Source organism: Psychrobacillus sp. NPDC093180 (assembly GCF_044754065.1).
Classification (GTDB): Bacteria; Bacillota; Bacilli; order Bacillales_A; family Planococcaceae; genus Psychrobacillus.
Window position 1 is genome coordinate 230,488 of record NZ_JBIVOJ010000006.1, and the last position, 23,136, is coordinate 253,623.

At 36.2% G+C, this 23,136-nt stretch carries 24 protein-coding genes; 8 read left to right on the plus strand and 16 right to left on the minus strand.

The features are described from left to right. Window positions 1-21 precede the first annotated feature (21 nt). Together ACIP9W_RS11180 and ACIP9W_RS11185 are read right to left on the minus strand one after the other, a co-directional pair. Window positions 22-1,038 (minus strand): serine hydrolase domain-containing protein, encoded by a 1,017-nt coding sequence (locus ACIP9W_RS11180; RefSeq protein ID WP_400789225.1) that lies wholly within the window; start codon window positions 1,036-1,038, stop codon window positions 22-24. A 25-nt stretch (window positions 1,039-1,063) separates the two neighbouring features. Further along, window positions 1,064-1,537 carry a GyrI-like domain-containing protein gene (locus tag ACIP9W_RS11185; RefSeq protein WP_400789227.1) on the minus strand — a complete coding sequence of 158 codons (474 nt, stop codon included), beginning with the start codon at window positions 1,535-1,537 and terminating at the stop codon, window positions 1,064-1,066. Window positions 1,538-1,645: 108 nt separating this feature from the next. Here ACIP9W_RS11185 and ACIP9W_RS11190 point away from each other — a divergent pair, with 108 nt between their 5' ends. The 5 genes from ACIP9W_RS11190 to ACIP9W_RS11210 all read left to right on the plus strand — a co-directional run bounded on the left by ACIP9W_RS11190 (window position 1,646) and on the right by ACIP9W_RS11210 (window position 6,777). Next, complete coding sequence (locus tag ACIP9W_RS11190) at window positions 1,646-2,560, plus strand: DoxX-like family protein (RefSeq protein WP_400789230.1); 915 nt, start codon at window positions 1,646-1,648, stop codon at window positions 2,558-2,560. Continuing rightward, window positions 2,561-3,172: a DUF4166 domain-containing protein gene (locus ACIP9W_RS11195; RefSeq protein WP_400789232.1), complete on the plus strand. Its 612-nt coding sequence runs from the start codon at window positions 2,561-2,563 to the stop codon at window positions 3,170-3,172. Beyond that, window positions 3,162-4,712: a YndJ family protein gene (locus ACIP9W_RS11200; protein ID WP_400789234.1), complete on the plus strand. Its 1,551-nt coding sequence runs from the start codon at window positions 3,162-3,164 to the stop codon at window positions 4,710-4,712. Before ACIP9W_RS11195 ends, ACIP9W_RS11200 begins: the two co-directional genes overlap by 11 nt. Before the next feature lie 116 nt (window positions 4,713-4,828). Next, complete coding sequence (locus tag ACIP9W_RS11205) at window positions 4,829-5,455, plus strand: LysE family transporter (RefSeq protein WP_400789237.1); 627 nt, start codon at window positions 4,829-4,831, stop codon at window positions 5,453-5,455. Between the two features lie 89 nt (window positions 5,456-5,544). Further along, window positions 5,545-6,777, plus strand: a complete 1,233-nt coding sequence (locus ACIP9W_RS11210) for an MFS transporter (protein ID WP_400789240.1) — start codon at window positions 5,545-5,547, stop codon at window positions 6,775-6,777. Between the two features lie 34 nt (window positions 6,778-6,811). On the opposite strand, the gene ACIP9W_RS11215 is transcribed toward ACIP9W_RS11210, so the two are convergent. The 5 genes from ACIP9W_RS11215 to ACIP9W_RS11235 all read right to left on the minus strand — a co-directional run bounded on the left by ACIP9W_RS11215 (window position 6,812) and on the right by ACIP9W_RS11235 (window position 10,849). Continuing rightward, entirely contained in the window at window positions 6,812-7,597 is a 786-nt protein-coding gene (locus ACIP9W_RS11215) for a class I SAM-dependent DNA methyltransferase (RefSeq protein WP_400789243.1), read from the minus strand. Window positions 7,598-7,628: 31 nt separating this feature from the next. After that, entirely contained in the window at window positions 7,629-8,471 is an 843-nt protein-coding gene (locus ACIP9W_RS11220) for a hypothetical protein (protein ID WP_400789245.1), read from the minus strand. Window positions 8,472-8,485: 14 nt separating this feature from the next. Beyond that, complete coding sequence (locus ACIP9W_RS11225; protein WP_400789248.1) at window positions 8,486-9,946, minus strand: amidase family protein; 1,461 nt, start codon at window positions 9,944-9,946, stop codon at window positions 8,486-8,488. Then, entirely contained in the window at window positions 9,946-10,380 is a 435-nt protein-coding gene (locus ACIP9W_RS11230) for an NUDIX hydrolase (protein WP_400789251.1), read from the minus strand. The genes ACIP9W_RS11225 and ACIP9W_RS11230 overlap by 1 nt, the downstream gene beginning before the upstream one ends. A 145-nt stretch (window positions 10,381-10,525) precedes the next feature. Next, window positions 10,526-10,849 (minus strand): DUF378 domain-containing protein, encoded by a 324-nt coding sequence (locus ACIP9W_RS11235; RefSeq protein ID WP_400789254.1) that lies wholly within the window; start codon window positions 10,847-10,849, stop codon window positions 10,526-10,528. Window positions 10,850-11,011: 162 nt separating this feature from the next. On the opposite strand from ACIP9W_RS11235, the gene ACIP9W_RS11240 reads away from it, so the two are divergent. Further along, window positions 11,012-11,491, plus strand: coding sequence for a GyrI-like domain-containing protein (locus ACIP9W_RS11240; protein WP_400789256.1), 480 nt, complete (start codon window positions 11,012-11,014; stop codon window positions 11,489-11,491). A gap of 163 nt (window positions 11,492-11,654) precedes the next feature. Here the strand turns inward: ACIP9W_RS11240 and ACIP9W_RS11245 are convergent, their stop codons facing one another. Both ACIP9W_RS11245 and ACIP9W_RS11250 read right to left on the minus strand, forming a co-directional pair. Further along, the gene (locus tag ACIP9W_RS11245) at window positions 11,655-12,536 is read right to left on the minus strand and encodes a DMT family transporter (protein ID WP_400789258.1); all 882 of its coding nucleotides are present in this window, start codon (window positions 12,534-12,536) and stop codon (window positions 11,655-11,657) included. A 57-nt stretch (window positions 12,537-12,593) separates the two neighbouring features. Beyond that, on the minus strand, window positions 12,594-13,574 hold the full coding sequence (locus ACIP9W_RS11250) for a DMT family transporter (protein ID WP_400789261.1): 981 nt from the start codon (window positions 13,572-13,574) through the stop codon (window positions 12,594-12,596). 144 nt (window positions 13,575-13,718) lie between these two features. Here ACIP9W_RS11250 and ACIP9W_RS11255 point away from each other — a divergent pair, with 144 nt between their 5' ends. Next, window positions 13,719-14,606, plus strand: coding sequence for a LysR family transcriptional regulator (locus ACIP9W_RS11255; RefSeq protein ID WP_400789264.1), 888 nt, complete (start codon window positions 13,719-13,721; stop codon window positions 14,604-14,606). Between the two features lie 62 nt (window positions 14,607-14,668). Here ACIP9W_RS11255 and ACIP9W_RS11260 read toward each other — a convergent pair whose 3' ends face one another. Genes ACIP9W_RS11260 through ACIP9W_RS11275 form a run of 4 tightly spaced genes read right to left on the minus strand, consistent with a single transcriptional unit; the run spans window position 14,669 to window position 18,087 of the window. Continuing rightward, window positions 14,669-15,997 (minus strand): MFS transporter, encoded by a 1,329-nt coding sequence (locus tag ACIP9W_RS11260; protein ID WP_400789266.1) that lies wholly within the window; start codon window positions 15,995-15,997, stop codon window positions 14,669-14,671. A 27-nt stretch (window positions 15,998-16,024) separates the two neighbouring features. Further along, window positions 16,025-16,804, minus strand: a complete 780-nt coding sequence (locus ACIP9W_RS11265) for an HpcH/HpaI aldolase family protein (protein WP_400789268.1) — start codon at window positions 16,802-16,804, stop codon at window positions 16,025-16,027. Beyond that, on the minus strand, window positions 16,794-17,138 hold the full coding sequence (locus tag ACIP9W_RS11270) for a cupin domain-containing protein (RefSeq protein WP_400789270.1): 345 nt from the start codon (window positions 17,136-17,138) through the stop codon (window positions 16,794-16,796). The genes ACIP9W_RS11265 and ACIP9W_RS11270 overlap by 11 nt, the downstream gene beginning before the upstream one ends. A 58-nt stretch (window positions 17,139-17,196) precedes the next feature. Further along, window positions 17,197-18,087 (minus strand): DUF6282 family protein, encoded by an 891-nt coding sequence (locus ACIP9W_RS11275; RefSeq protein WP_400789272.1) that lies wholly within the window; start codon window positions 18,085-18,087, stop codon window positions 17,197-17,199. 241 nt (window positions 18,088-18,328) lie between these two features. Here ACIP9W_RS11275 and ACIP9W_RS11280 point away from each other — a divergent pair, with 241 nt between their 5' ends. Beyond that, complete coding sequence (locus ACIP9W_RS11280; protein ID WP_400789275.1) at window positions 18,329-19,015, plus strand: GntR family transcriptional regulator; 687 nt, start codon at window positions 18,329-18,331, stop codon at window positions 19,013-19,015. 436 nt (window positions 19,016-19,451) lie between these two features. Here the strand turns inward: ACIP9W_RS11280 and ACIP9W_RS11285 are convergent, their stop codons facing one another. From ACIP9W_RS11285 to ACIP9W_RS11295, 3 genes are read right to left on the minus strand one after another with little or no spacing between them, the layout of a single operon-like run. Continuing rightward, the gene (locus tag ACIP9W_RS11285) at window positions 19,452-20,774 is read right to left on the minus strand and encodes a gluconate:H+ symporter (protein ID WP_142540725.1); all 1,323 of its coding nucleotides are present in this window, start codon (window positions 20,772-20,774) and stop codon (window positions 19,452-19,454) included. Window positions 20,775-20,831: 57 nt separating this feature from the next. Next, window positions 20,832-21,668, minus strand: coding sequence for a class II fructose-bisphosphate aldolase (locus ACIP9W_RS11290; protein ID WP_400789277.1), 837 nt, complete (start codon window positions 21,666-21,668; stop codon window positions 20,832-20,834). Window positions 21,669-21,687: 19 nt separating this feature from the next. Beyond that, window positions 21,688-23,133: a four-carbon acid sugar kinase family protein gene (locus ACIP9W_RS11295; RefSeq protein WP_400789279.1), complete on the minus strand. Its 1,446-nt coding sequence runs from the start codon at window positions 23,131-23,133 to the stop codon at window positions 21,688-21,690. Window positions 23,134-23,136: the final 3 nt, after the last annotated feature.

Genomic DNA, 23,136 nt, shown 5'->3' on the forward strand with positions numbered 1-23,136 from the left:
TTATTTCCATTATATTTTGTCTTATGACAAGCACTCCATCACTGTATCTCCAAATGCTCTTATATCCGCTAAATAGTCAAATCCATCTGGGGAACCAAAACTATTAAACATTCTAACTGCTACCACATCATGCTCAGGAATAACTAATACTGCGACACCTGTATACCCCAAAATTTGATAGGAGCTCTTCGGTACAAATTCTCCAATCTCTGTTTTTTTAGCGGGCAAATCTTTTACAAACCATAAAAAACCGTTTTGTGGGAGGTCTACGTCTATTGTATTAGGACTTTGAAGAGATGTTGCTAACTCTATTATTTCACTATTTATAATTTGTTCTCCATTTATAAAACCTTGTTTAAGATGGAGATAACCCCATTTCGCTAATTCTCTTGCCGATATATACATATTCATTTCATCACCATCTGTACTTGCATGAGTTTTCCAAATAGGATCATTCGTATCTTTTATAACTTCCGCAAGCTTATCGGTTTGTTGTGCGTACCAACCTGTTTCTGTGAACCCGAGAGGCTGAAATACATGTTCATTTAAAATTTCACTTACTGTTTTAACAGTTGTTTCTTTAACAATTTGGGTAAGCAATGAAATATTAATTCCGCGATAAGCCCAACTCTGTCCAGCAGCAAATTCCCGATCAATCTCTCCATCCACTTCCCTTAGACCATGAGTATGTGTGAGTAAATGTCTAATAGTCGTCCCATTTAAAAGATCAGCGTCAAGTGTTGGTAAATATGTAGTCACCTTGTCATCAATCGAAGCAATGTATCCATTATGCACCGCAAAAGCAACGGCAAATCCAATATAACTTTTTCGTACAGAAGCTACATGAAATTGTGTGTCTTCCCGAACAGGTCTCGCGTCTTTTTCCTTCGAATGATTACCCCAATAATTTTCTGCAACTATCTCATTGTTTTGTATAATAACCATAGCAGCTCCAGAAGCGTCCACTGAGTTGTATGTATTATTTACATGGGTTTTAACAGCTTGAAACGTATCGTTCAATTTCTTACTAATAACCATACTGAAACCTCTTTCAAAATTTTTTTTAGATAACCGTATCTAATAGCAATGCATCTACATTTATGGGATCTTGCCAACTATAATATATTTCTAAATGCCATTTATCCTTCAGCCTTTTTAACCCCTTTTCTTCTATCCACTTATGTAAAGTTTCATATGAATTTCTAATCATATTGTTGAATCCTGTATGCCTAATAGCTCCATATTTTTGGGAAGGAACAGTTAAAACGACCATACCTTCTGGGATATTTTCATATTCTTTTACTTCCACACAAACCCAGTAACCGTCCTCTTCATCAGTAGTATTATCAACAACGAACGCCCCTATTTGAAAAGACGGATTAATTACTTGTTTAATTTCATTAATTCGTTGTTGTAATTCCATGGATGCTTTAGAAATTTCATTAATATATTGATCTCCTGGGCACTGCACTCGAAGTCCTACTAATTTCATCTCATCTAATTCTTTGATGGTCTGTTGAAAACGATGTTCCGACATAGGGAGCCCCCTTCTTAAAAACACTTTATCTTTTTATCACTATTTCAATTCTCCACTCCTAATCAAAACTCCTTCATCTTATGATAAGCTTAGTTTGAGGTGAATCGTATGAAACGAAAACCAATCTATGTAGAAATAGCTATTGAGGCAGAAATGGATAAATTATGGGAAGCAACACAGACACCAGAGCAACATGAACAATGGGATCTCCGCTTTTCTTCTATTACCTATTTACCAAAACAAGAGAATGAGCCGCAGTATTTTGAATATAAAACGAATATTGGGTTTGGATTAAATATTGCGGGATGGGGAAAAAGTGTTGGTACTTTTCATGCAAAAGACGATTCCCGAACATCTTCCTTGCACTTTGGGACAGATCAAGCAATTTCCATTATTCGTGAAGGCAAAGGCTACTGGAAGTATAAGCCTGAACAAAATGAAATTAAATTTCTTACACAATATGATTATGAAACGAATTTTGGTGCAATAGGTAGATTTTTAGACCATCTTATTTTCCGTCCTCTCATCGGTTGGGCGACTGCATTAAGCTTTGATGTATTAAAGAGATGGCTTGAGGAAGGGGAATCCCCAATTTCACAGTATCGGCGATTTTTTAGTTATTGGATGATTACTTTCCTGTTCGCCTTTGTATGGATATATCAAGGGTTAGTCCCAAAACTAATAATGATGCATCCCGAAGAGGTTAGCATGACGAGCAGTTTGTTGTCCACAAGTGGAAGCGAGGCATATAGCCTTGTAGCAACAATTGGTATGGCAGAAATAATCTTTGGATTTATTTGGTTACTTTATCATCATAAAAAAAGATTACTAAAAATACAGTTATACCTTTTTCCGTTGCTTACTTTATCAGCAATTATGGCAGAACCAACTAGTATGAGTCATCCATTTAATCCTATAACTTTTAACATTACTTTATTCGTTCTTTCTATTATTGGATTTTTTACCAGCCATGATATTCCGACTGCTAAAAGCTGCAAACGAACGAGAAAAGGAGTTAAATGAATGACTATCTATCAAGAAATATTAGGAGAACAGTTTGAAAAACTTCATCCAATGCTCAAAAAAAGATACGCGCTTCCCGAAGGAAAACCTTTTAAAGCAACAGGCATGATGAAAAAAATAAGCGGAGGGCCTATATGGTTGCTCCCCTTCTTTTTACTAGCTACTTGCTGGAAGTTTCTATTTCCAGAGCAAGGAGAGAACATTCCTTTTAAGATTGTTAATACAACAAGAACCGGTCCAAACGGAGAGCAACAAGTCCACTGGGAAAGAACTTTTCAGTTCCCTAAAAAGAAAAGATATTTTAATGCGCTGATGAGTCTAGATTTGGATAAAAGCGTCGTAAAGGATTATTTAGGCGAGCCAAGTTTATTTTATTCCGAGTTAGTTTTCTTTGTTTCCGAAAAAGGACATATGCGAATTGAGTCACGAAAGCAACGATTCGTTGTGGGACCTATTGAGATTCCTTTACCTAAAGTGTTTCAAGGTAACGTCCAGGTAACGGAATACTATATAGAAGAAAGAGATATTTTTTCTATACATGTCTTCATAACAAACCCATTAATCGGTGCCTTATTTGAATATGAAGGAGAATTTCAAGCCGATGAATTTTAAGCGAATTACATTTTTACATATAATTTTATTTGTAATAGCGGTGCTTTTTTCAGTGGGACCATGGTATTTTTTAATGTTAACCGTCGCCCAGCTTGTATTTGTGCCTGTCACTTTACAATTGATCTTAAAAAAAGAAAAGCGATTCTATTATTATTTTGCCATACCTGCTTTTCTGTCGATATTTATTTTACAAGTCACACCACAAGCTAAACTGGATGTTATATTTGCAGCTATCTATTTACTTTTTACATTTGTAGTTGCTTTATATGGGTTGGGACGTTTTCTTCGAAGAGGTTTTATATATTTAGAAGAATTTGCAATAGACGCTGGGATGATGTATTTATTCATCGGTGGCATGTGGTTCTTTGCCTATATAGCAGAAATCGATACTGGATTTTCCCCTTTACTCACTTGGTTAACGGGAATTCATTTTCATTATTCTTCCTTTTTATTGCCCGTTTTTATTGGTTTTCTCGGTCGTTTATATAAGACAACTGGTTACAAAATAGTTTGTACTATTATATTAGTCTCTCCAATTATTGTAGCACTTGGTATTACAATTGCACCCTGGCTGGAAGTTGTTTCGGTACTTCTTTATATTATCGGGATTTACGGTTTGATTATATTAACTTCAAAAGCGACTTTTCCAAGTTCTCTGCAAAAAACAGGTGTGCTCGTATCATTTGGATCATTAGCAGTTACGATTATTTTTTCTTTGTTGTACGCGGCGAGAGTTAATACTGTAAACATCGATTTTATGCTATGTTTCCATGGTTTAGTGAACTGTGTTTTATTTGCGCTATGCGGGATTATCAGTTGGGCTGTGTTAACACCTCCTTCTAGGGAACAAGGCTGGCGCTTTCCTATAAGTAACATAAAAGGAGCATACAAAATCGGGGAACAAATTTTAACCAAACATAAGGGAAAACAGCAATACAAAGGTCTTGTTGACGATATGAATATTTATGTAGAAAAAGATAATCTACCCTCTACCATTATAGACTTTTATGAAAATACATCCGATTACAAACTGTTTTCGGAAGTCCACTGGCATAGTTGGTTTAAGCCATTTGCCGCGGTCTATCGAATGGTTAGTAAAAAAATACAACAACTTAATCTGCCATTTTCCAATAAACAAATGGAAATGATAGGAGATATAATTGCAATAGAAGACGGCCGTGTAAAAACAAGAGCATGGGTACGTAAAATAGAAAAAGACGTGATTTTTGTCGCCCTCTACTCATCACATCAAACTAACGATAAATCGTATATGAATATTGCGTTGCCACTACCGTGGTCATCAATGATCGGCATTCTAGAACTTCAACGTTACGGGGAAAAGCTCCTTTTAACAAGTAGAAGAAGAAATGAATCGGACGCCGGGATTTATTTGGCATTTGGTAAATCTATATTTAAATTACCACTGCAGGAGCAGTTTCTAATAGAAGAAATTAAGGAAGGTCAGCTACTTGCCAAGCATCAAATGCGGATATTTTCCTTACGTTTTTTAACAATCAATTATACTATTTACTTAAAGTAAGGCTATAGAAGCTACCAAGAAGATTAGTGTAGGAAAATTTTATTTTCCAGGAAGTTGTACAATTAGTCCGCTGTGAATATGATGCAAAGACATCATTTTAACGGAGGGCTATTTTTATGAGTTCATTATTTACATACTTCTTTTTAGGTGTTTCGTTAGCAGCACCGATTGGCCCTGTGAAAGCAACCTTATTAAACAAAGGGATTAAGGATGGTTTTTTTCATGCATGGTTTTTTGGTCTTGGAGCAATAGCAACCGATATTTTGTACATGCTCATGGTATATTTCGGAGTAGCTCAGTTTATTGATTCTCCTTTTATGAAAACTTTTCTTTGGTCATTTGGTTTTTTCGTTCTAATGTATACAGGAATTGAAAACTTACTCACTTTACACACTATCTCAATGGATGCTAAATACCGTAAAACTGTGCGTCTTAGACAATCTTTTCTATCTGGGCTTTTAATGGCATTCTTGAATCCATTAACTATCCTTTTTTGGCTAGGCATATATGGATCCATATTAGTAAGTGGCGGTGGAAAATTAACAGGAATCGAAATTATTTTTTTTAGTGTCACCATATTGCTCGGAATTACGCTCGTAGATTTAATCATGTCTACTATATCGAGTGGTTCACGAAAGGTATTGTCCACTTCCTTTTTAAAAACAGTTTCATTGATTTCTTCTCTCTCTATGATTGGTTTCGGCATATACTTCGGCATCCAAGCTTATCACTCCCTGTTTTAACCAACTTCACTATAAGTATAATAACAAGACGCCAGGATACCATACCTTTAATGATTGAACACAATCAAAAGATCATTAGAGGTGTGCAAATGGAAACAGGAAACAATCAAGACAATAAAGTCAGTATTTGGTGTATAGTAAGTATGGCTTCTATTCCTCTCGTTATGACACTTGGAAATTCCATGCTTATTCCCGTACTGCCGATATTGGAAAATAAAGTTGGTATTACTTCTTTTCAGTCCAGTATGATTATTACCAGCTATTCTGTAGCTGCCATATTTCTTATACCAGTAGCGGGCTATCTTTCCGATCGATTTGGTAGAAAAATGGTTATTTTACCAAGTTTGGTCCTTGCATTAATCGGAGGTCTCATTGCCGGTTTCGCTTCATGGAAGCTGGATAGTCCTTTTACTTGGATAATTATTGGTCGGATTTTGCAAGGAATAGGGGCATCCGGTGCTATGCCTATTGTACTGCCGCTTGTTGGGGATCTATATAAGGATGATGAGGAAAAAACAAGTTCTTGTTTAGGAATTATTGAAACCTCCAATACGTTTGGTAAAGTGTTGAGTCCAATTCTCGGATCTTTATTTGCCGCTTTTCTATGGTTTTTACCGTTCTTTTCTATATCCTTCTTTAGCCTAATCTCCATCATATTAATATTCTTCTTTGTAAAGGTACCAAAAGAAAAAGATGATCCAGTTAAATTAAATGATTTTTTATCTAACTTAAAGAAAACGTTCAAACAGGAAGGTAAATGGTTGTTCACCGTATTTCTGAATGGGCTGTTTGCTATGCTAATATTATTTGGCGTGCTATTTTTTCTGTCTGAAAATCTAGAGAAAACGCATGATATTAAAGGAATAAAAAAGGGTTTTGTTTTAGCCATTCCTCTTTTATTGCTGTGCATAGCGTCATATCTCACGGGCCGAAATCTTAAAGGAAAATTAAAGACCATCAAAAAAATGATGATTGCTTGTTTAATTGGTACATCGGCAAGTGTCCTATTTGTCGGTTATACAAGTAAAAAACTAATCCTTATGTTGGTTGTAACAAGCATACTAGGAATTTCGATTGGTGCACTACTACCTGCGCTAGATGCAATAATAACCGAAAATATAGAAAAAGAACAAAGAGGCACAGTTTCCTCTTTTTACAGTTCTGCTAGGTTTATCGGGGTTGCCGCCGGTCCTCCTGTGATGTCACTTGTGATGAATAACTATCTTAATGTAAGTTATATTACTGCTGGTGTGCTAGGAGTTATTCTTTTATTCATCGTATTGAGGTTCATAAAAGTGGAGGAAATTGAAACAAAATCATAATGTATAGACGAATTTGGACCGAATAGTCATTAGACTAATCGGTCCTCTTTTCTCCAACTTTTTTACATACATAGATCATTTCATAGCTGTCGTTACTAATAGGATTCCCATTCCAATCTTTTAGTACCTGTATAATAGCAAATCCATTTTCAGCTAATAGCCTTTCCATTTCCAGTGGATATGTATATCGCAAGCTTATATTCGTTCTTTTTTCATCCACCATTTTTCCATCGTCGTTTTTATATTTTCTAATCGTCGTATAGTGTTGCATTTGATTTAATGCATCATAATTGCTAATGGTATAAACGTCGACTTCTTTATGACAACTTGGATCGTTATACGTTTTCCAATACTCTTCCGTACTTGGCTGCAGCAATTCTTCTGCACTTGGAAATCTCGTTCCGAAAATAAACACTCCATCTTCTTCTACATGTTGATGGATAGAGGACAAAAGCTTATCCTGCAATTCATTTGTATGAAAATGCTGAAAAGAGTTTCCGACCATATAGATTAAAGGGCTTTGACAATTTAAATTTAATTGCGTACAGTCTTGTTCTACCCATTTAATATGAACATTTTGTTCTTTTGCCTTTTTCTTTGCTAGTTCAAGCATACCTGCATGTAAATCGACACCTATCAAATCGAAGCCCTTACTAGCTAAAGGAATAGTAATTCTTCCTGTCCCACAAGCTAAGTCAATAATAGGTCCAGCTTTCTTTGAGGCCCACTCCATTAAGAATGGCAATTCCCCTAGGTATGCATTATTTTCGATGTCATATGAAACTGGATCATCGTATTCTTCTAGATTGTCTATAAACATTATATTCTCCTCGTCTAAAATGCTTTATTCTTTATAATTGAAACAGCCATTGTTTTACTTGTTCTTCAAATCCTTCATCTTTCCATGCCACAATAGCTTCCTTTTCTCCAATTTCCTTCACTTGAGATTGAAAAAACAGTTCCCCTAAAAAATAGGCCAATCTACTGTATCCAAATTTTTTCCCACCATTGATGGAAAACCATTCATAAAATAATGCTTCACGAGTTAAGACTTCGTAGTCCTTAGCAAATGCTTTTTTTATGGTTTCTGCATTTTCTTTTGCAAAATTTAACCATTCATCCCCATCACCGTTATAAGAAAAGTAAATCGAAGGATGTACATTTGGAACTGTTTGTCGTGAGAAATGTGTCGCTACTCCTTCTCGGTAAAGCCCAATAAGTAAACTTGTCCAATGGACGGTTGGCCAATTCATCCCCGCCTGATCAGAGATAATATTTTGCGCTGCATGACCAAATTCGTGTGCAACGATTACGCGTAAATGATCAGGCTCCGGCGATAACTTTTCTAAAGCAAACGTAATGTTCGGAATAATCTGGTGATTGGTATAAGCGTTTGATCCAAATCCGCCAACGATTAAATTGATATCGACTGGAAAAGTAATTTGGTACAACTTTTTATATTCCGCTGCTATCTCCTCAATCAACGGCACTATATTTTCATGCACTTGTTTAATCGCAGCAAAATGCTGTGGGTATTTCTTTATCGATTCAGTATGTCTTTCTTCTGTGTCTTTGCAATGCAATGGAAAATAATGCACAAAAATAGTCGGGAATTTCGCATAGTAAGCTCTTAGAAAGTCGATAGATGGTTCATAATTACGAAGAAAATGTGGAACTGTATCAATGATTTTCAATTTATTATTCTCCTTTAAACTAGAATGGGACTTTTACGATGCTTAGTGGCTTGCTCAAAAGCATAAGCAAGTTTGATTAATACTCCTTCACTAAAAGCTGTACCTGCAAACGTAACACCAAATGGTCTTCCATCTTTCATATATCCTGCCGGTATCGCGATGGAAGGGTATCCAGCTTTTGCAGAAATAGTTGAGCCGATGTAAGCTGGAAAAAGAATCACATCTAAATCATATTTTTTTAAAGCATAGTCGATACCTTGTTCTTGAGAAAAATACAAATCCTCTAATTTTGCTTTCAAATACTTCGGATTTCTTAAAGTATTGGAAAACCGTTCTCTATTTTCCAACTTATCTTGTCCATACTTTAACGCCTTTTTTCCTATTGTTTTATTAAACTGAATTAATTCACTAATAGAATGAACAGGTAGTTGGGAAGGTAATTTAGAAAGATAATTATCTAAGCTATGTTTCAATTCATATAACGAGACTCCCCAACTCCAGTCTCTATGGAAAGAAGGGATATCTATATCCTTAATAACCGTTGCTCCATTGTCGCTGAGTATTTGAACAGCATTTTTAAATAACGCTTCATCATACTCATCAGATTCTCCTGAAATAGCATGGAACACACCAATTCTCGCACCATTTAAACCATTAGGATCTAAATAAATGGAATAATCCTGCTCATCCCTTCCTTCGCTTTTAAAAGTAGCAGGATCGTGTTCATCTACACCAGTTAACGCACCTAATAATATAGCTGCATCTGTGACAGTTCTTGCAAACGGACCTGCTGTATCTTGAGAATATGTAAAAGGGATAATACCAGTACGGCTTACTAAACCAACAGTAGGTTTAATACCAACTACTGAATTTTGAATAGCAGGACTAAGAATAGATGCATCTGTCTCCGTGCCTACAGATAAAACAGTAAAATTGGCTGCAACTGCTACCGCAGAGCCTGAACTTGACCCTCCAACAAAAAGATTTTCATCTCCATAAGGGTTTCTTACTTGGCCTCCTCTTGCACTATAGCCTGCCCACATTTCTGATGACATCGCATTGGCTAGCTCTGTCATATTCGCCTTTCCTAAAATAACAGCTCCTGCTTTTCGTAGCTTTTCCACAAGGAATGCATCTTTATCGCTAATATTATTCTCTAAAGCTAAGGTTCCGGCACTTGTATGCATAGAATCGTTTGTTTCAATATTATCTTTCAGTAAAACCGGAATACCATGTAAAGGTCCTCTTGCTCCTTTTATCTTTCTTTCATTATCTAATCCTTCTGCAATAAATATTGCATCTGGATTAATTTCTAAAATGGAATTAATTTTTAATCCGTCTTGGTCATATTTTGCAATCCTAAATAAATAGTACATAACTAATTCTTTTGATGTAATTTCTCCGCTTTCCATACCTTTTTGTATGTCTTGAATGGTTAATTCATCTTTGAAAAATTCATTAAACCTAATTTCCATTAAAACTCTCCTCTAGCCTTAATAGCATCTGCCGCTAAAATACTGTCTTTCAAATAATGCTGGATCTCTACATTGTTTATAATTTCATTCGTCGTCATCCAATGAACCGATTCCACTTCATCTAGGCTTTTTGCGTATGGCTCCCCTTTATCAAATTCACATAAAAACACAATATCTACTACCTCTTCTCCACTTGCTAATACAAAGGAAGTATTTCGTACATACTGAATGGGTTCTTTTACTTCGACTCCTACTTCTTCCAACAATTCCCGACGTAAAGTTCTTTCTAAAATAGACGTAGAATCGCCTTCTTGTTCTACCGTTCCGCCTACTAATGACAATTCCCCTCCAGCATGTGCTTCCTTTGTACCCCTTCTTATTAAAAGCCACTTATCCTCTTTAAATACAGCAGCCTCCACATTTATAAAGAACATTAGCAATCCCCTTTCAGCATCCCATCTATGTAATCTTCGTGATGCATAAGGATATCTCCTTTTATTTTCTATTCAGGTTATCCAATTGAACAAAAAACTGACGACCCTATAATAGGTCGCCAGTTCTTCGTTCATGAATACGGAATTATTTCTTTTCCTCAGACTTTTTTCTCTCCGAATAATCTCTAATATCCGTTAAGTCTGTTTCCTCTCCAAATTCCGTTCCGTAATTTACATTTCTTAAGCCGCGAGTATCTCTTTCCACTTCTACATCTCTAGATGGTTCAAATAAAAGTGGTAAGCAGATAAGTCCACTTAATCCGACAAGCGCATAAATAAATCTCGAGATACCTGACGTTTGTCCACCAAATATAGACGCTACTAAGTCATACCTAAAAAACCCGATTAATCCCCAGTTAATTGCACCAATTATAACGAGTACTAAAGCAATTCGATGTATCGCTCTCATTGTGATTAACACCTCCTTCAACATCATTGAAACACTTTCTTATCTTTCGCTAAAAACAAACTTTCATACATCCAAGCATTCCGACTATAATAACTGGAGTATGTCTTCATATTCGCATATAATTTCATTAGAGAAACATGCTATAGGAAAGGAGTAAAATAAATGAAACATCGTATTGTCGAACGACAAGCTTTTCAAGTAATAGGAGTAAATCGAGAATTTCCATACGAAGTAGAAGACGGTGGCATAACGGCATTTCAGAACTTTTGGAATACCATTCATGAAAATGGGACCTTCAATCAACTAGAGCAGTTGAGAAGTGGGGAAACAAAAGGGCTTTTAGGTATTTGGGCAGAAGTAAATAAAGATGAAAATAAAATGGATTATTATGTTGCAGTGGAATATAGCGGTGGCGTGCCAGTAGGATTAAAAAGTATAGACTTTCCTGCTTCTAAATGGGTTGTTTTTGAAGTACAAGGTCCTTTTCCTTCCGCATTAGCAAGTACATGGGAACGAATCTATTCGGAATGGTCTCCTTCCACAGGATATGTGCCAAACGAAGTAAAACCGTTTGAAGTATACATAGAAACGGATCCGAAAAATTTAAATGCCTACAATGAAATATGGGTAGCAATCAAATAAGCTTCACTCATCTATTCATTAATTTATCCTTTTAGAACAAGAGTATGCTTTAAAAGGTGAAGTAAGAGTCATTAGCATTTCAATCTAATGATTAATTGCTTTGAATGAATTGAACTATAATAAGCGTTTCCACAATTTGTAGAAACGCTTTTTTATCCAAAACCTATACAAGTGATTTCATTTTATCCTTTTTCAAAAAACCAAACTTAGTTTCAGATAAAATAATCGCAAAAAGAATTAGAATAGCTCCGACAATCATTTTAAATGTCATTACTTCACTTAAAATGATAACCGAAAATGCCATTCCCCAAAAAGATTCTGTCGAAAGTATAATAGCCGCCTTTGTTTCGGTTATGTACTTTTGCGCAACGGTTTGCATTAAATAAGCGATCGTTGTGGAAAAAACACCAAGATAAAGAAGGTTCAACAATCCTTCCGTCTCCATAGAAAATGTACTTTCTCCTCTAAAAGCAACAACAATCCAACCAATAGCAGCCGCCACCACCATTTGAATAATCGTTATAACAACAGGATCCTCTTTTTTCACAAACTTTGCTGTATAAAATATATGGAAGGCAAAACCTACTGCACAGCCAAGGGTAAGCAAATCTCCAACATTAATCTCTGAAGAAAGTTTGAGCGATAGTACTGCCACTCCAATTACCGCTATTACTGCTCCCCCCAATTCATACATATCCATTTTTCTTTTATAGAGGAAAAATCCTATAAAAGGGACGATGACCACATTTACTGCCGTTAAAAATGCATTTTTAGAAGGCGTTGTATATTGTAAGCCGACAGTTTGAAGAGCGAAAGCTAAGTATAAGAAAATGCCTAAAATAGTTCCACTAATAAGCGTACTTTTCTTCATTTTCGCCAACTTTTTATAAAAGACAATGCTTAAAATAATAGCACCGATTAAAAATCTTCCAGCCAATATCTGATAGGGTGAATAATATTCAAGCGAAACGGCACTAGCTACGAACCCACTTCCCCATATTACGGCTGTTGCTACTAGTAATATTTCACCGATATACCTTTGCACATAAACCACCAACCTTTTATCAATAGTCCTAGTATAGCGCATAAAAGCGCCTAGCTTCTATAAAATTTCTTTCATAGAAGCAGACGCTTTAACTTTAGCAGTTGAAGTTGGTGTATTGTTCTGCTGTTTCTTTCGAAGAAACATATTATTCGCGATTAAAGAGAATATAATAAACGTAATGCCAATCAATTCCACATAATTTACTTGATTTCCTTGAATAAGTGAAATCACAAGCGTTGTAACGGGAACAAAATTGATAAATAACAGCCCATTTAATGGAGTAAGAATACTAACACCGACATTCCAGCCAAGCAATGCAATGAGACCCGGAAAAATAATCATAAATAATAAATGCGGACTCACAATCGTAATTGTTTCCATATTAGGTACACTTACATAACCTGTGAAGGTAAGGATTAGCACTATAACGCCTGCTGTAATTGTTCCTAGCAAACAGCTTAAAGTTGAATATCGTAACGCAGACCATCCCCGGAACTCACTACCACCCATTGTATAAACTACCCATCCAATAACCGCGATTAGTATAAGGATGGAAGGAATAAAATTGTCTGTAGCGGTTAAAAAAGCTCCAAAGTTACCTTTTGTAATAACTAGAGAGGCACCGATAAATGCAATTAATACACATACTAATGTGAATGTATAAGGTCTGCGTCTATAAAGCATCCAGAAAATAACTATAGATATCATAGGCATTAATGATTCCATAATCGATGCAACCATAACTCCTGGCTCTCCTAATATATCCTCTCCCCAGAAAATAAGTAAGTTATAAACGGTGAAAGCCATCGTTCCAAAAAACCATAGAGATAGTCCCTTTCCCTCTAATTGAAACGCCTGTTTACCCTCTTTCCAAAATAGTAATAGCACTAAAATGACCGTTACTGAGCCATAACGGATAATAGTAAAATAAAATGGATCTATATATTGAAAAGCAGCATGTGCAACTGGAAACATTGCTCCCCACGACACGCTTGCAACAAGACATAATATCGCACCTAAAAGGACATTCCCTTTCACAACACATCACTCTCCTTTATTTGCTTGCCTAATCTATTAAACAACAATATTAGACATCATGTAAAACGAATATTAATGATGTTTGATATCACTTTTAGTGATATCATGATAAGTAGCATAAAAGTGAGAAAGGAAGGAAGCTAAATGGAGTTTAAAGACTTAGAAATTTTTCAAATGGTTGCACAAAAAGGAACAATAACGGAAGCAGCAAAAGCATTAAGCTATGTGCAATCGAATATTACATCCAGAATACATAAGCTGGAAACAGAACTAAATACGCCACTTTTCAATCGTCATAACAGAGGAATGAGTTTAACCCCAGAAGGTAAAAAACTATTAGTATATTGCGAGAAAATATTAACCCTAACGAATGAAATGAGAAAAGTAGTACAAAGCGGAGAAGATCCTTCTGGTAAGTTAGAAATTGGATCAGTAGAAACAGTTATTAACTTACCAACTATATTATCTGCTTACACGAGGAAGTATAAAAACGTTGACCTTTCCCTTCTAACAGGTGTAACCGAACAATTGCAACAGGATGTGTTGAATCATCGTTTGGACGGAGCCTTTGTAACAGAAACAGATGTGCACCCAGATCTTGTATCTCATGATGTTTTTCAAGAAGAGCTTGTGTTAATTTCAGATATGAAAGCAACTTCGTTAGAACAATTAATCGAGGAGCCTTTCCTATGTTTTAGTAAAGGGTGTGGATATCGTGCAAGACTAGAAGCATGGTACAAAGACCAAAATATTACCCCTCAAAAGGTAATGGAATTTGGGACATTAGAAACCATTTTAAGTAGTGTTGCAGTAGGCCTTGGTATCACGTACGTCCCTAGATCCGTTGTGGCTCATTTAGAAAAACGAGGACTTATCCAATGTCATATCCTTCCTGAAAAATATAGTAAGATTAAAACAATCTTCATCAGACGTTCCAATGCCTATCTAACATCCACAATTGAAAAGTTTATCGAAACAATCGAACATACGAAGCATGAGACGACAGAGCCATTATCTTTCATTGTTAACTAAATTAATGGCGAGCAATTAAACGTCAAAAACCAACCTCTCCTACAGAAAGGTTGGTTTTAAAATTAAAAATCTACATCTTTTGTTTCAGGACCAAGAAGAGCACCAATTGTTATACAAATTCCCCCGATTATTAAAATAACAATAGGCGTGTATACATAAGGCATGAAATTCTGTAACCCTAACATGATAAATGGCGTCATGGCCGGAATTACTAATGCAAGACTGTATCCAACTCCATATCCAGAAGCTCTAACACTTGTGTCAAATCGTTCTGTAATATAGGAAGTTAATACGCCAAACACAGGTACAACTAGGGCATGTACAGCAATAACAAGAATTATTAATTGTACTGTGTTTTGATACCCACTTTGCAATAGAAAGAAGTAGACGATTGGTGCTATCGTAAAACTCAATACGCCAAATATAGTAAGAACTGTCTTTCTACCTGCCTTTTGACTAACAGCACCAGCCAATATAAAGAGAGCAAATAGAACAATATTAGCAAAGAGCTGTGAATAAGTTGAAATAGTACTACTTACATTTAACATTTTAAGCATTCCAGGTAAGGAAGAAATAATCGCATTTGTTACAAACCAAACACCGCTCATTAGTAAAAATACTTGCCCAAGCTGTCCAAAATGGTCTTTGCTAAATAATGCTTTTAATGGATTCGTCGTTTTCTTGGATGTTTTCCAAACTTCTGATTCTGGTAATTCAAAATATGAATAAATAAACAATACGAATGAAAGTAAAGCACCTAAAAGGAAGGGTATTCTCCATCCCCAAACAGAATAGGGTGCGCTAGCATCTCCAGCGGGTAAAAAACTCAAAGTGATTAAAGTGGATACAGATACAATAATCGTGCCTAATGGAAATCCTGCATTTATAAGTCCTCCAAATACTCCCCTTTTGCTTTTTGGGCTTGTTTCCATAGCTAAAGGATTAGCGGACGTATATTCTCCCCCCATAAAAATTCCTGACAAGAATCTTAGAGCTGCAATAGATATAATTCCTCCAAGTCCCCACACACTATATCCTGGTAAAAGTGCAATTATAAAAGTGGTAACTGCTAGACCTAAAATTGCGATTAACGTAGTTTTTCTTCTACCAATCTTATCTCCAGCAAACCCAAATATGAAAGAGCCTATCGGGCGTCCGATCAGCGATAAAACAAAAATTGTAAAGTATAACGTAGTAGCAATGGTTGGTGAAAGATTTGCCGGTTGGAAATAAATCATTGCTGGTGCCAACGCAATAATGGGTAAATATACATCAATCATGTCTACTGTGAATCCTAAAAACGCAGTTGTAACCGTCTTTTTACCGTCTTTACTTAACTTTTCATCATTCGTTTTTCTAGCTGAAACTTGATTACTCATAATTTCTACCATTCGTACACCCCTTTTTCCCCTTTGAATTTAGTTTTCTCTTGTTAATTGAATAACGGAATCAATCGCTTGTTTGAACAATGCAACATCTGACGACCATACAATATACGGAATGCCTTTATTAAGAGCGAACTGATACTGTTCAACATTTGATACTGCAATCCCAGGAATCTTATGATTCTCTCTACAAGCATCTACTATTCTCTTCACTGGGTCTGCAAGGCTTCCATCTATATAATTCGCTTCTAATTCTAAGGAAACACTTAAATCTAACGGACCTATAAATACAACATCTAATCCATCCACAGTACATATCGCTTCTACATCTTCAAAAGCACCTACTGTTTCGATATGGACAGCTACCGTAGTCGCTAAATTTTCTTCCTCTAGATAATCCTTTGGTGTATTTCCAAATTTAGCAGCTCGATGAGCAAATGTTAGTCCCCTTGAACCTTGCGGATGATATTTTGATTTGTCCACAATTTCCTTTACTTCATTCACATTATCGATTTGAGGAACTTGAATACCTGATGCTCCTAGGTCCAATGCTCGAAGAATACTACTTCGACTTGAATCAGGAAGGCGTATTATTGTACTCATCCTGTGCAAGTCTGCCACTCTTACCATTTGCTCCACCTGATGGAAAGCTAGTGTCGTATGCTCCATATCGATGATGATAAAATCAAATCCAGCCATCCCTAATAGTTCAATCATTTCTGGAGAATTTATTTTCACAAAGGTCCCCAATTGAGGTTGTCCTTCTGCTAAGTGCTTTTTAAATGATCGTTTTACACTTGCATTAAGCATCATATTCTGCTCGCTTCGGAGTAAAAATATCTAAATTATAAACAGGTTCATCCCCTACAACCTCTGCATAATGCTCTACATTTGGTGGGACAACTAAAAGCCCGCCTTTTTCTAATACAACTACTTCCTCCCCCACATGAAAATTTACTTTTCCGCCTAGTATATAAACAATTTGTTCATATGAATGACTATGGGGTTTTGGCTCATGATCCGGTTGCAAAACATGCAGTGCTAAAGTTGCTCCCTCTCCGCTAAATGCCTTTCGCGTAACACCTTCACGTACTAATACTTCTTCCATCAGATCCCAGTTATTAGATTTCAATTGTAATTTTTTCATGTCTTCCTCCCAATATTGATTTATTGATATCGCTTTCATTTTTCGTGTTTGTATATAATTAACCTTCCACTAAAAAGTTTGTATTGCTTATGGTCATTGTTTTGATTTCTTCTCTGGAAAATCCATTGGCAAGTAAATTATTTACAAATGTAAGCATCCCTTCATCTGGATACGGATTATTTGTCTGTCCTAAATCACTTGATAAGAAACAATGCTCAGGCCCTACATATTTTATTGCCTCATACAATCCTGGCCAATCAATCCCATATACAGGGGTAATAACACCAAAACACTGCTCCATAAACGCGCCAAGTTCAGTCAGTTCTTTTTGCTCCTCTTTAGAAAGATTGACAGACGAAAATGTAGGATGCGTTACTACCACTTTTTTAAGCTGCATATCGTTTGCTGCAGTAACTAAAGCATATATTTCCTGTTTACCTAAATGTCCAGTAGCTAGTATTAAATCGTTTTGCTTAATGATTTCTAATACTTCCAACGTCTTTTTAGTTAACTCTCCATCTTCAAGAATGGAAATACCTGCCTGCGTTTTACCTTGCTCCTTTAATTCATGTTGAACTTTTGCCCAAGGTGGTAATTCGTCATAACTGCTTTGACTAAATGTGTATTCCAACTCATTTGTTGCATCAAATGTTGGCATCCAAACTATTTTGGCCCCGTCTCTTGCAGCCATCTCTACGGCAATCGGATTAATACCACCAGAAGGATAATTTAAACAAATAGCACCGATTGGATCGACTTCTGGATATAGTTTTTTCACTAATCTCGCTCTCTCAGCGGTACAAAAATAGTGTGATTTAATCCCAAACCCTTTCATTCCAATTTTTTGAACACGTTCTGCCATCTCCAAGTCATCCAGCTTTCTTTCACTTACATCAGGACCCGTGTGGACATGAAGATCATACGCACCTTCTAATAAATCGATATTCATAAAATCAGCTCCTTCTAATCACATATAAAAGAGATATAATTAAATTAAAATTATATATGATTTATATTAATTTATATATTATTCTAACAGTTCTACTTTTTCAAGCTTTTTTAAAAAATATTTAGAGAGTAAATAAAATGGAAGGAATTCATTCCTTTAGTTGTATAAGTATCACATTTAAACTAAAATGATATTTAATTAGAACAAAATTATATATAAATTTAAACTAAGGAGAGATTTCATGGTAAAAAAAGTTGATACACTGGAAGGGAAGACAAAGTCGGAAAAAGTATACGAGTTCCTCCGAGCAAAAATACTTGCAGCAGAATACAAACCGGGAGACCGTATCGTTATTCGGGAGATAGCTAGACAGCTGGAAGTGAGTGATATTCCAGTGCGAGAAGCGATAAAAAAACTGACTGCAGATGGCTTACTGGAGATTAAATCACATAGTGGAGCTCGAATTGCACCATTGAACTTAAAAAATTTAGAAGAAATGTTTCTTATTCGATTAGAGCTAGAACCATTAGCGACTCGTTTAGCCGCAAAGTCTGCAACAGACGAAGAAATAACGCTACTAGAGAATCTGGTTTTAGAGATGGAACAACATCTAAAAGATAATGACATTGAGGAATATACAAAAGCCAATCGGGCATTTCATAAAGAATTATACCGTTCATCACACGCGCCAGTACTAATCGAAATCATCGAAAACCTATACTTAAGAAGTGAGAACTCAAAGTCAATCTTCCAACATGATCCTGACCGATTATTAGCTTCCAATGAGGAACATCAAGCTATAGTTAATGCATTAAAAAACAAGGATGAGGAAAATGCAGCTAAATTAGTCCATGCACAAAAAGAACACGGGTTTAAAGTCGTGCTAAACGCCTTAAAAGTTTCTAGCCAATTTTGGGGAGAAAACTAAATACAGTCACAACAAAGCGTTATCTTTTACAAAATTTCATCTGTAAAAGATAACGCTTTTTTAAACTAACTTATGAAAATACAAAGAGCATATTTAGTTACTCAACATCTTTAAGCATTTTCTCAATCGCACTTAATCTTTCATCAATACCATTTACGAGTTATAAAATATCAATAGTTCCGGTGAGCTTCTTACACGGGCAGCTTTCTACGTAAAACAAAGCTGTTGCAATTAAAAATTGAGAGATTGTCCAGGTTTTCAGTTTTATTGTCCAACTCTTGGGAGAGATTGTCCAACTATATTTAAAGATAGTCCAGTTTTCGTGCATTATCGTCCAACAACTAGATAAGATTGTCCAACTCGACAAACAGGATGCTTTTCAACGCAAAAAAGCGCATTTTTCTACAATCAAATTGTAGAAAAACACGCTTTCTAGTTAAGAAATAATCATATTAAGGATTAACACGCCAGCTAGTCCTACTAACGAAAGAATCGTTACCATAACAGACCACGTTTTAATCGTTTTCCCGATAGAAAGATTGAAGTACTCTTTGTAAATCCAGAATCCTGCATCATTCACATGGGAGAATGTAATACTTCCAGCCCCAGCAGCTAACACCATTAGTTCTGGGCTTATGCCAGTAATTCCTACTAAAGGAGCTGCGATACCCGCAGCCGTCATACCAGCTACCGTAGCGGATCCAACAGCTACGCGTAAAATAGCTGCGATTAACCAAGTTAAAAGTAATGGTGACAGAGTTGAACTAGCCATTATGTCTGCAATATATTGATCAATGTGACTGTCGATTAATACTTGTTTAAATGCACCGCCGGCAGCAATGATTAATAGAATCATTGCAATTCCACTAACCGCATCTGTAACCGATTGCATAACTTCTTTCATTTTTTTCCCGCGATTCAAGCCAAATGTAAAGAATGCAAAAATCACCGATAGCAATAGAGCAACATTTGCATTACCAATAAAATCAAAGAACGGCATAACAGCTGAATCTGGTGCTGCGATGACAACAATTACATGAGATGCAATTAAAATAACAGGCATCAATGCTGTAATAAGACTTGTAGCAAATCCAGGCATTTCATCTTCCGTAAATTCTTTCGGATTAAAAAGTCCTTTTGGAATTTCGACTTCTAAAGATTCCTTCTTGAAAAACTTCGTAAATAATGGTCCACCAATAATAATCGCTGGAATCGCAATAATGACTCCATATACTAATGTTCTTCCAATGTCTGCATCAAACACACTAGCAATAGCAGTTGGTCCTGGATGCGGAGGAACAAAACCATGCATCGTAATAAGTGCTGCGATTACCGGCATACCAATATATAAAACTGGCACTCCAGCTGCTGTAGCAATAGTAAATACTAAAGGAATTAATACAACAACTCCTGTTTCAAAAAACAATGCAATCCCTACGACAGATGCGGTCAAAACAGCTGCTAATTGAACTCTCTTTTTCCCAAACGCATGAATAAGTGTCGTAGCAATACGCTGTGCTCCACCTGAGTCAGTCATTAACTTACCAAGTATTGCCCCAAAGATAATAATCATCGTCAGGCTTCCAAGTGTTCCACCTAAACCGCCCTGAACAGATGTCATTGCTTCCAGTGGTGTCATACCTTCTAATATACCTACAACAAGCGAAACTAAAATAAGCGAGATGAAAGCGTTTAACTTAAATACAATCATTAATAGAAGTAGAAGTGCAACCCCTATACAAACAGATACTATTGGCATTCGAATTCCCCATTTCGATTTAGAAGCTTGTCCCCATGTAAAACATAGGGACATTTCTTATTTATTTGCAAATAAGCGTACAAATTTGGTCATGACAGATTCCATTGTTTGTTGCATTTCTTCCATAACTGTAGAAAGATGTGGCATTTGTTTTTGCTCAAAAGCATTTTGTAGATAAGTAACAGCAGCTATAGAAACTTCTGTATTTACATTTACTTTGCATATTCCAAGTTGAACAGCTTGTTTTACGATTGATTCAGGAGTCCCTGATCCACCATGAAGCACAAGTGGTACATCAACAGCCTGTGCTATTCTTTCTAATAGCGGTAAATCAATTTTCGGCTCCCCTTTATACATACCATGAACGGTTCCGATAGCAGCAGCTAAAAAGTCTACTCCTGTTTCAGCAACAAAGTCTTTTGCAGACTGTGGATCCGTTAATGTCCCATCTCCTTCTTCCTCATCAGAGAAATCACCTTTTGCTAAAGAACCAATTTCTGCTTCTACCGATACGCCAGCCATATGTGCTATTTCCACAATTTCTTTTGTGCGACGAATATTTTCTTCTATTTCATAAGCTGACCCGTCAAACATAACAGATGTAAATCCTGCACGGATGGCACGAATAATCGACTCTTTTTCATACGCATGGTCTAGGTGCAGTGCGATAGGAACTGGAGACTTTTCTGCGATTGCTTTTACGAGTCCCGCAAAACCTTCTACATCAACGCTTGGAAAATAGCGCTCACCTAATGCAATAATTACTGGTTGGTTTTCACGTTCGGCAACACGTACAGCTGCCTGAACTGTTTCTAGACTGTATACATTAAATGCAGCGACTGCATATTTTCCAGATTGTGCATTTTTTAACATTTCCTTTGTATTAACTAGCATGGAAGTCTCCCCCTGATCATTACTTATTTAAGATTTCTACTGTATCTTTTAAAGTTGTAACTGCACCAACATTACCTGGGAAAATAATGTATGCAATGCCAGGAAACTTACTTTCTTCTCCAGTAAACCATACAGGGATACCTGGTTGAATTTGACCAGCTACCGTTGCACGTTTTACTTCTAAACCTTTTGTACCGATGTCGCTAGATGTAATACCGCCTTTTGCGACAATATAATTTGGACGAACAGTTAGTCTTTGAACGATACTTGTCACTGCATCCGAAATTTTAACGGAAAGTTTTAACTCTTCTTCTTTTTTACCTTCACCTAGATCAAGTCTTTCACGATTCGTGTAAACAGTAACTGTTTTCCCTTCACGGATGAAGTTTTCAGTAGTTGAAATCACTCTATCTATTTCTTCTTTGAATTTTTCTGGCTGCAATACAAGATGCGTATTAAATTCAATGAATTCAATGAAATCACTTGTTTTCAATACTTCTAGCTGTTCCGTCGTTTTTTTCACATGGGATCCAACTAGGATTAATCCACCATGATTCGTTTCTTCTTTGATTAATTCTTCCCTTGTTAATAGTGCTTTATCGCTTACTCCGCCAATTACTTTTGTCAGCGCAGCTGCACTTCGGAACATAAATTGTTTCCCTAATTTGATCGCTTTAACTAGTGCTATTACAAAGATTTCTACATCAACGTAGTCTACTGCATTGACTACAACTTTATTGAAATCCTTTACTTGCATTAATTGGTTTGTAATTCCTTCAATATCAAGTGAACGTAAGCTTTCAAGTGAAATATATGTAGCATTTTCCGCTGTGAATTTGCCAGCTGATTTTTCTTCTACATATTCACCTAAATGTGATTTTGTATAGCCGAATGTTCTGTCTTTCGCAAATTCAGTCTCTCCAGCAGGCACTAAAAACTCCTCATATTGTACGTAGTGGATATTATCTACTGTGAATCGGCCGCCTTCTTTGAAAAACGGGATAATTACTTCACCGTCATATTGAATGTCTGAAGTTGCTTCGATTGTCTCTCTTAACACTTCTGTTTCCAGTGGATAATGACCTCTTAAAGTAGAATCTCCTCGACTAATAACGATAAAATCTTTATTTTGTTTTTTGGCTACTTCTGCAATATTCTTAGCAATATCCGTATGCGCTTTTTTTGTTTCTGCAGCAGTAAACCCGCGAGAATTAGTTAATATAAAAAACATAGAATTCTCTTCTTGGAAACCTTTTTCAATACTTTCTACTGACCAATCTGTGTAAACAGAGATTCCATGAACCGTTTGTACGCCTGTTGGGTCGTCATCTAGTACGATGATTTTTTTATTTAAATCGGCTAATTCATTCGCAAGCATATCTTTTACGGTTTGTGTATCTACTGCTTGGATATTTCCTAAGACTTCCTCGGCTAATCTCTTTTCTGTACTATCAATTGTTGTCATGAA

What these genes read in the sequence shown, in the direction of transcription:
- ACIP9W_RS11225 (WP_400789248.1), bottom strand. Translation starts at nt 9,946, where the DNA reads ATGGAAATTAGGTTTAATGAATTTTTCAAAGATGAATTAACCATTCAA.
- ACIP9W_RS11240 (WP_400789256.1), top strand. Translation starts at nt 11,012, where the DNA reads ATGAAACATCGTATTGTCGAACGACAAGCTTTTCAAGTAATAGGAGTA.
- ACIP9W_RS11210 (WP_400789240.1), top strand. Translation starts at nt 5,545, where the DNA reads ATGGAAACAGGAAACAATCAAGACAATAAAGTCAGTATTTGGTGTATA.
- ACIP9W_RS11230 (WP_400789251.1), bottom strand. Translation starts at nt 10,380, where the DNA reads ATGTTCTTTATAAATGTGGAGGCTGCTGTATTTAAAGAGGATAAGTGG.
- ACIP9W_RS11195 (WP_400789232.1), top strand. Translation starts at nt 2,561, where the DNA reads ATGACTATCTATCAAGAAATATTAGGAGAACAGTTTGAAAAACTTCAT.
- ACIP9W_RS11255 (WP_400789264.1), top strand. Translation starts at nt 13,719, where the DNA reads ATGGAGTTTAAAGACTTAGAAATTTTTCAAATGGTTGCACAAAAAGGA.
- ACIP9W_RS11275 (WP_400789272.1), bottom strand. Translation starts at nt 18,087, where the DNA reads ATGAATATCGATTTATTAGAAGGTGCGTATGATCTTCATGTCCACACG.
- ACIP9W_RS11295 (WP_400789279.1), bottom strand. Translation starts at nt 23,133, where the DNA reads ATGACAACAATTGATAGTACAGAAAAGAGATTAGCCGAGGAAGTCTTA.
- ACIP9W_RS11260 (WP_400789266.1), bottom strand. Translation starts at nt 15,997, where the DNA reads ATGGTAGAAATTATGAGTAATCAAGTTTCAGCTAGAAAAACGAATGAT.
- ACIP9W_RS11215 (WP_400789243.1), bottom strand. Translation starts at nt 7,597, where the DNA reads ATGTTTATAGACAATCTAGAAGAATACGATGATCCAGTTTCATATGAC.
- ACIP9W_RS11180 (WP_400789225.1), bottom strand. Translation starts at nt 1,038, where the DNA reads ATGGTTATTAGTAAGAAATTGAACGATACGTTTCAAGCTGTTAAAACC.
- ACIP9W_RS11290 (WP_400789277.1), bottom strand. Translation starts at nt 21,668, where the DNA reads ATGCTAGTTAATACAAAGGAAATGTTAAAAAATGCACAATCTGGAAAA.
- ACIP9W_RS11205 (WP_400789237.1), top strand. Translation starts at nt 4,829, where the DNA reads ATGAGTTCATTATTTACATACTTCTTTTTAGGTGTTTCGTTAGCAGCA.
- ACIP9W_RS11285 (WP_142540725.1), bottom strand. Translation starts at nt 20,774, where the DNA reads ATGCCAATAGTATCTGTTTGTATAGGGGTTGCACTTCTACTTCTATTA.
- ACIP9W_RS11270 (WP_400789270.1), bottom strand. Translation starts at nt 17,138, where the DNA reads ATGAAAAAATTACAATTGAAATCTAATAACTGGGATCTGATGGAAGAA.
- ACIP9W_RS11235 (WP_400789254.1), bottom strand. Translation starts at nt 10,849, where the DNA reads ATGAGAGCGATACATCGAATTGCTTTAGTACTCGTTATAATTGGTGCA.
- ACIP9W_RS11190 (WP_400789230.1), top strand. Translation starts at nt 1,646, where the DNA reads ATGAAACGAAAACCAATCTATGTAGAAATAGCTATTGAGGCAGAAATG.
- ACIP9W_RS11265 (WP_400789268.1), bottom strand. Translation starts at nt 16,804, where the DNA reads ATGATGCTTAATGCAAGTGTAAAACGATCATTTAAAAAGCACTTAGCA.
- ACIP9W_RS11200 (WP_400789234.1), top strand. Translation starts at nt 3,162, where the DNA reads ATGAATTTTAAGCGAATTACATTTTTACATATAATTTTATTTGTAATA.
- ACIP9W_RS11185 (WP_400789227.1), bottom strand. Translation starts at nt 1,537, where the DNA reads ATGTCGGAACATCGTTTTCAACAGACCATCAAAGAATTAGATGAGATG.
- ACIP9W_RS11280 (WP_400789275.1), top strand. Translation starts at nt 18,329, where the DNA reads ATGGTAAAAAAAGTTGATACACTGGAAGGGAAGACAAAGTCGGAAAAA.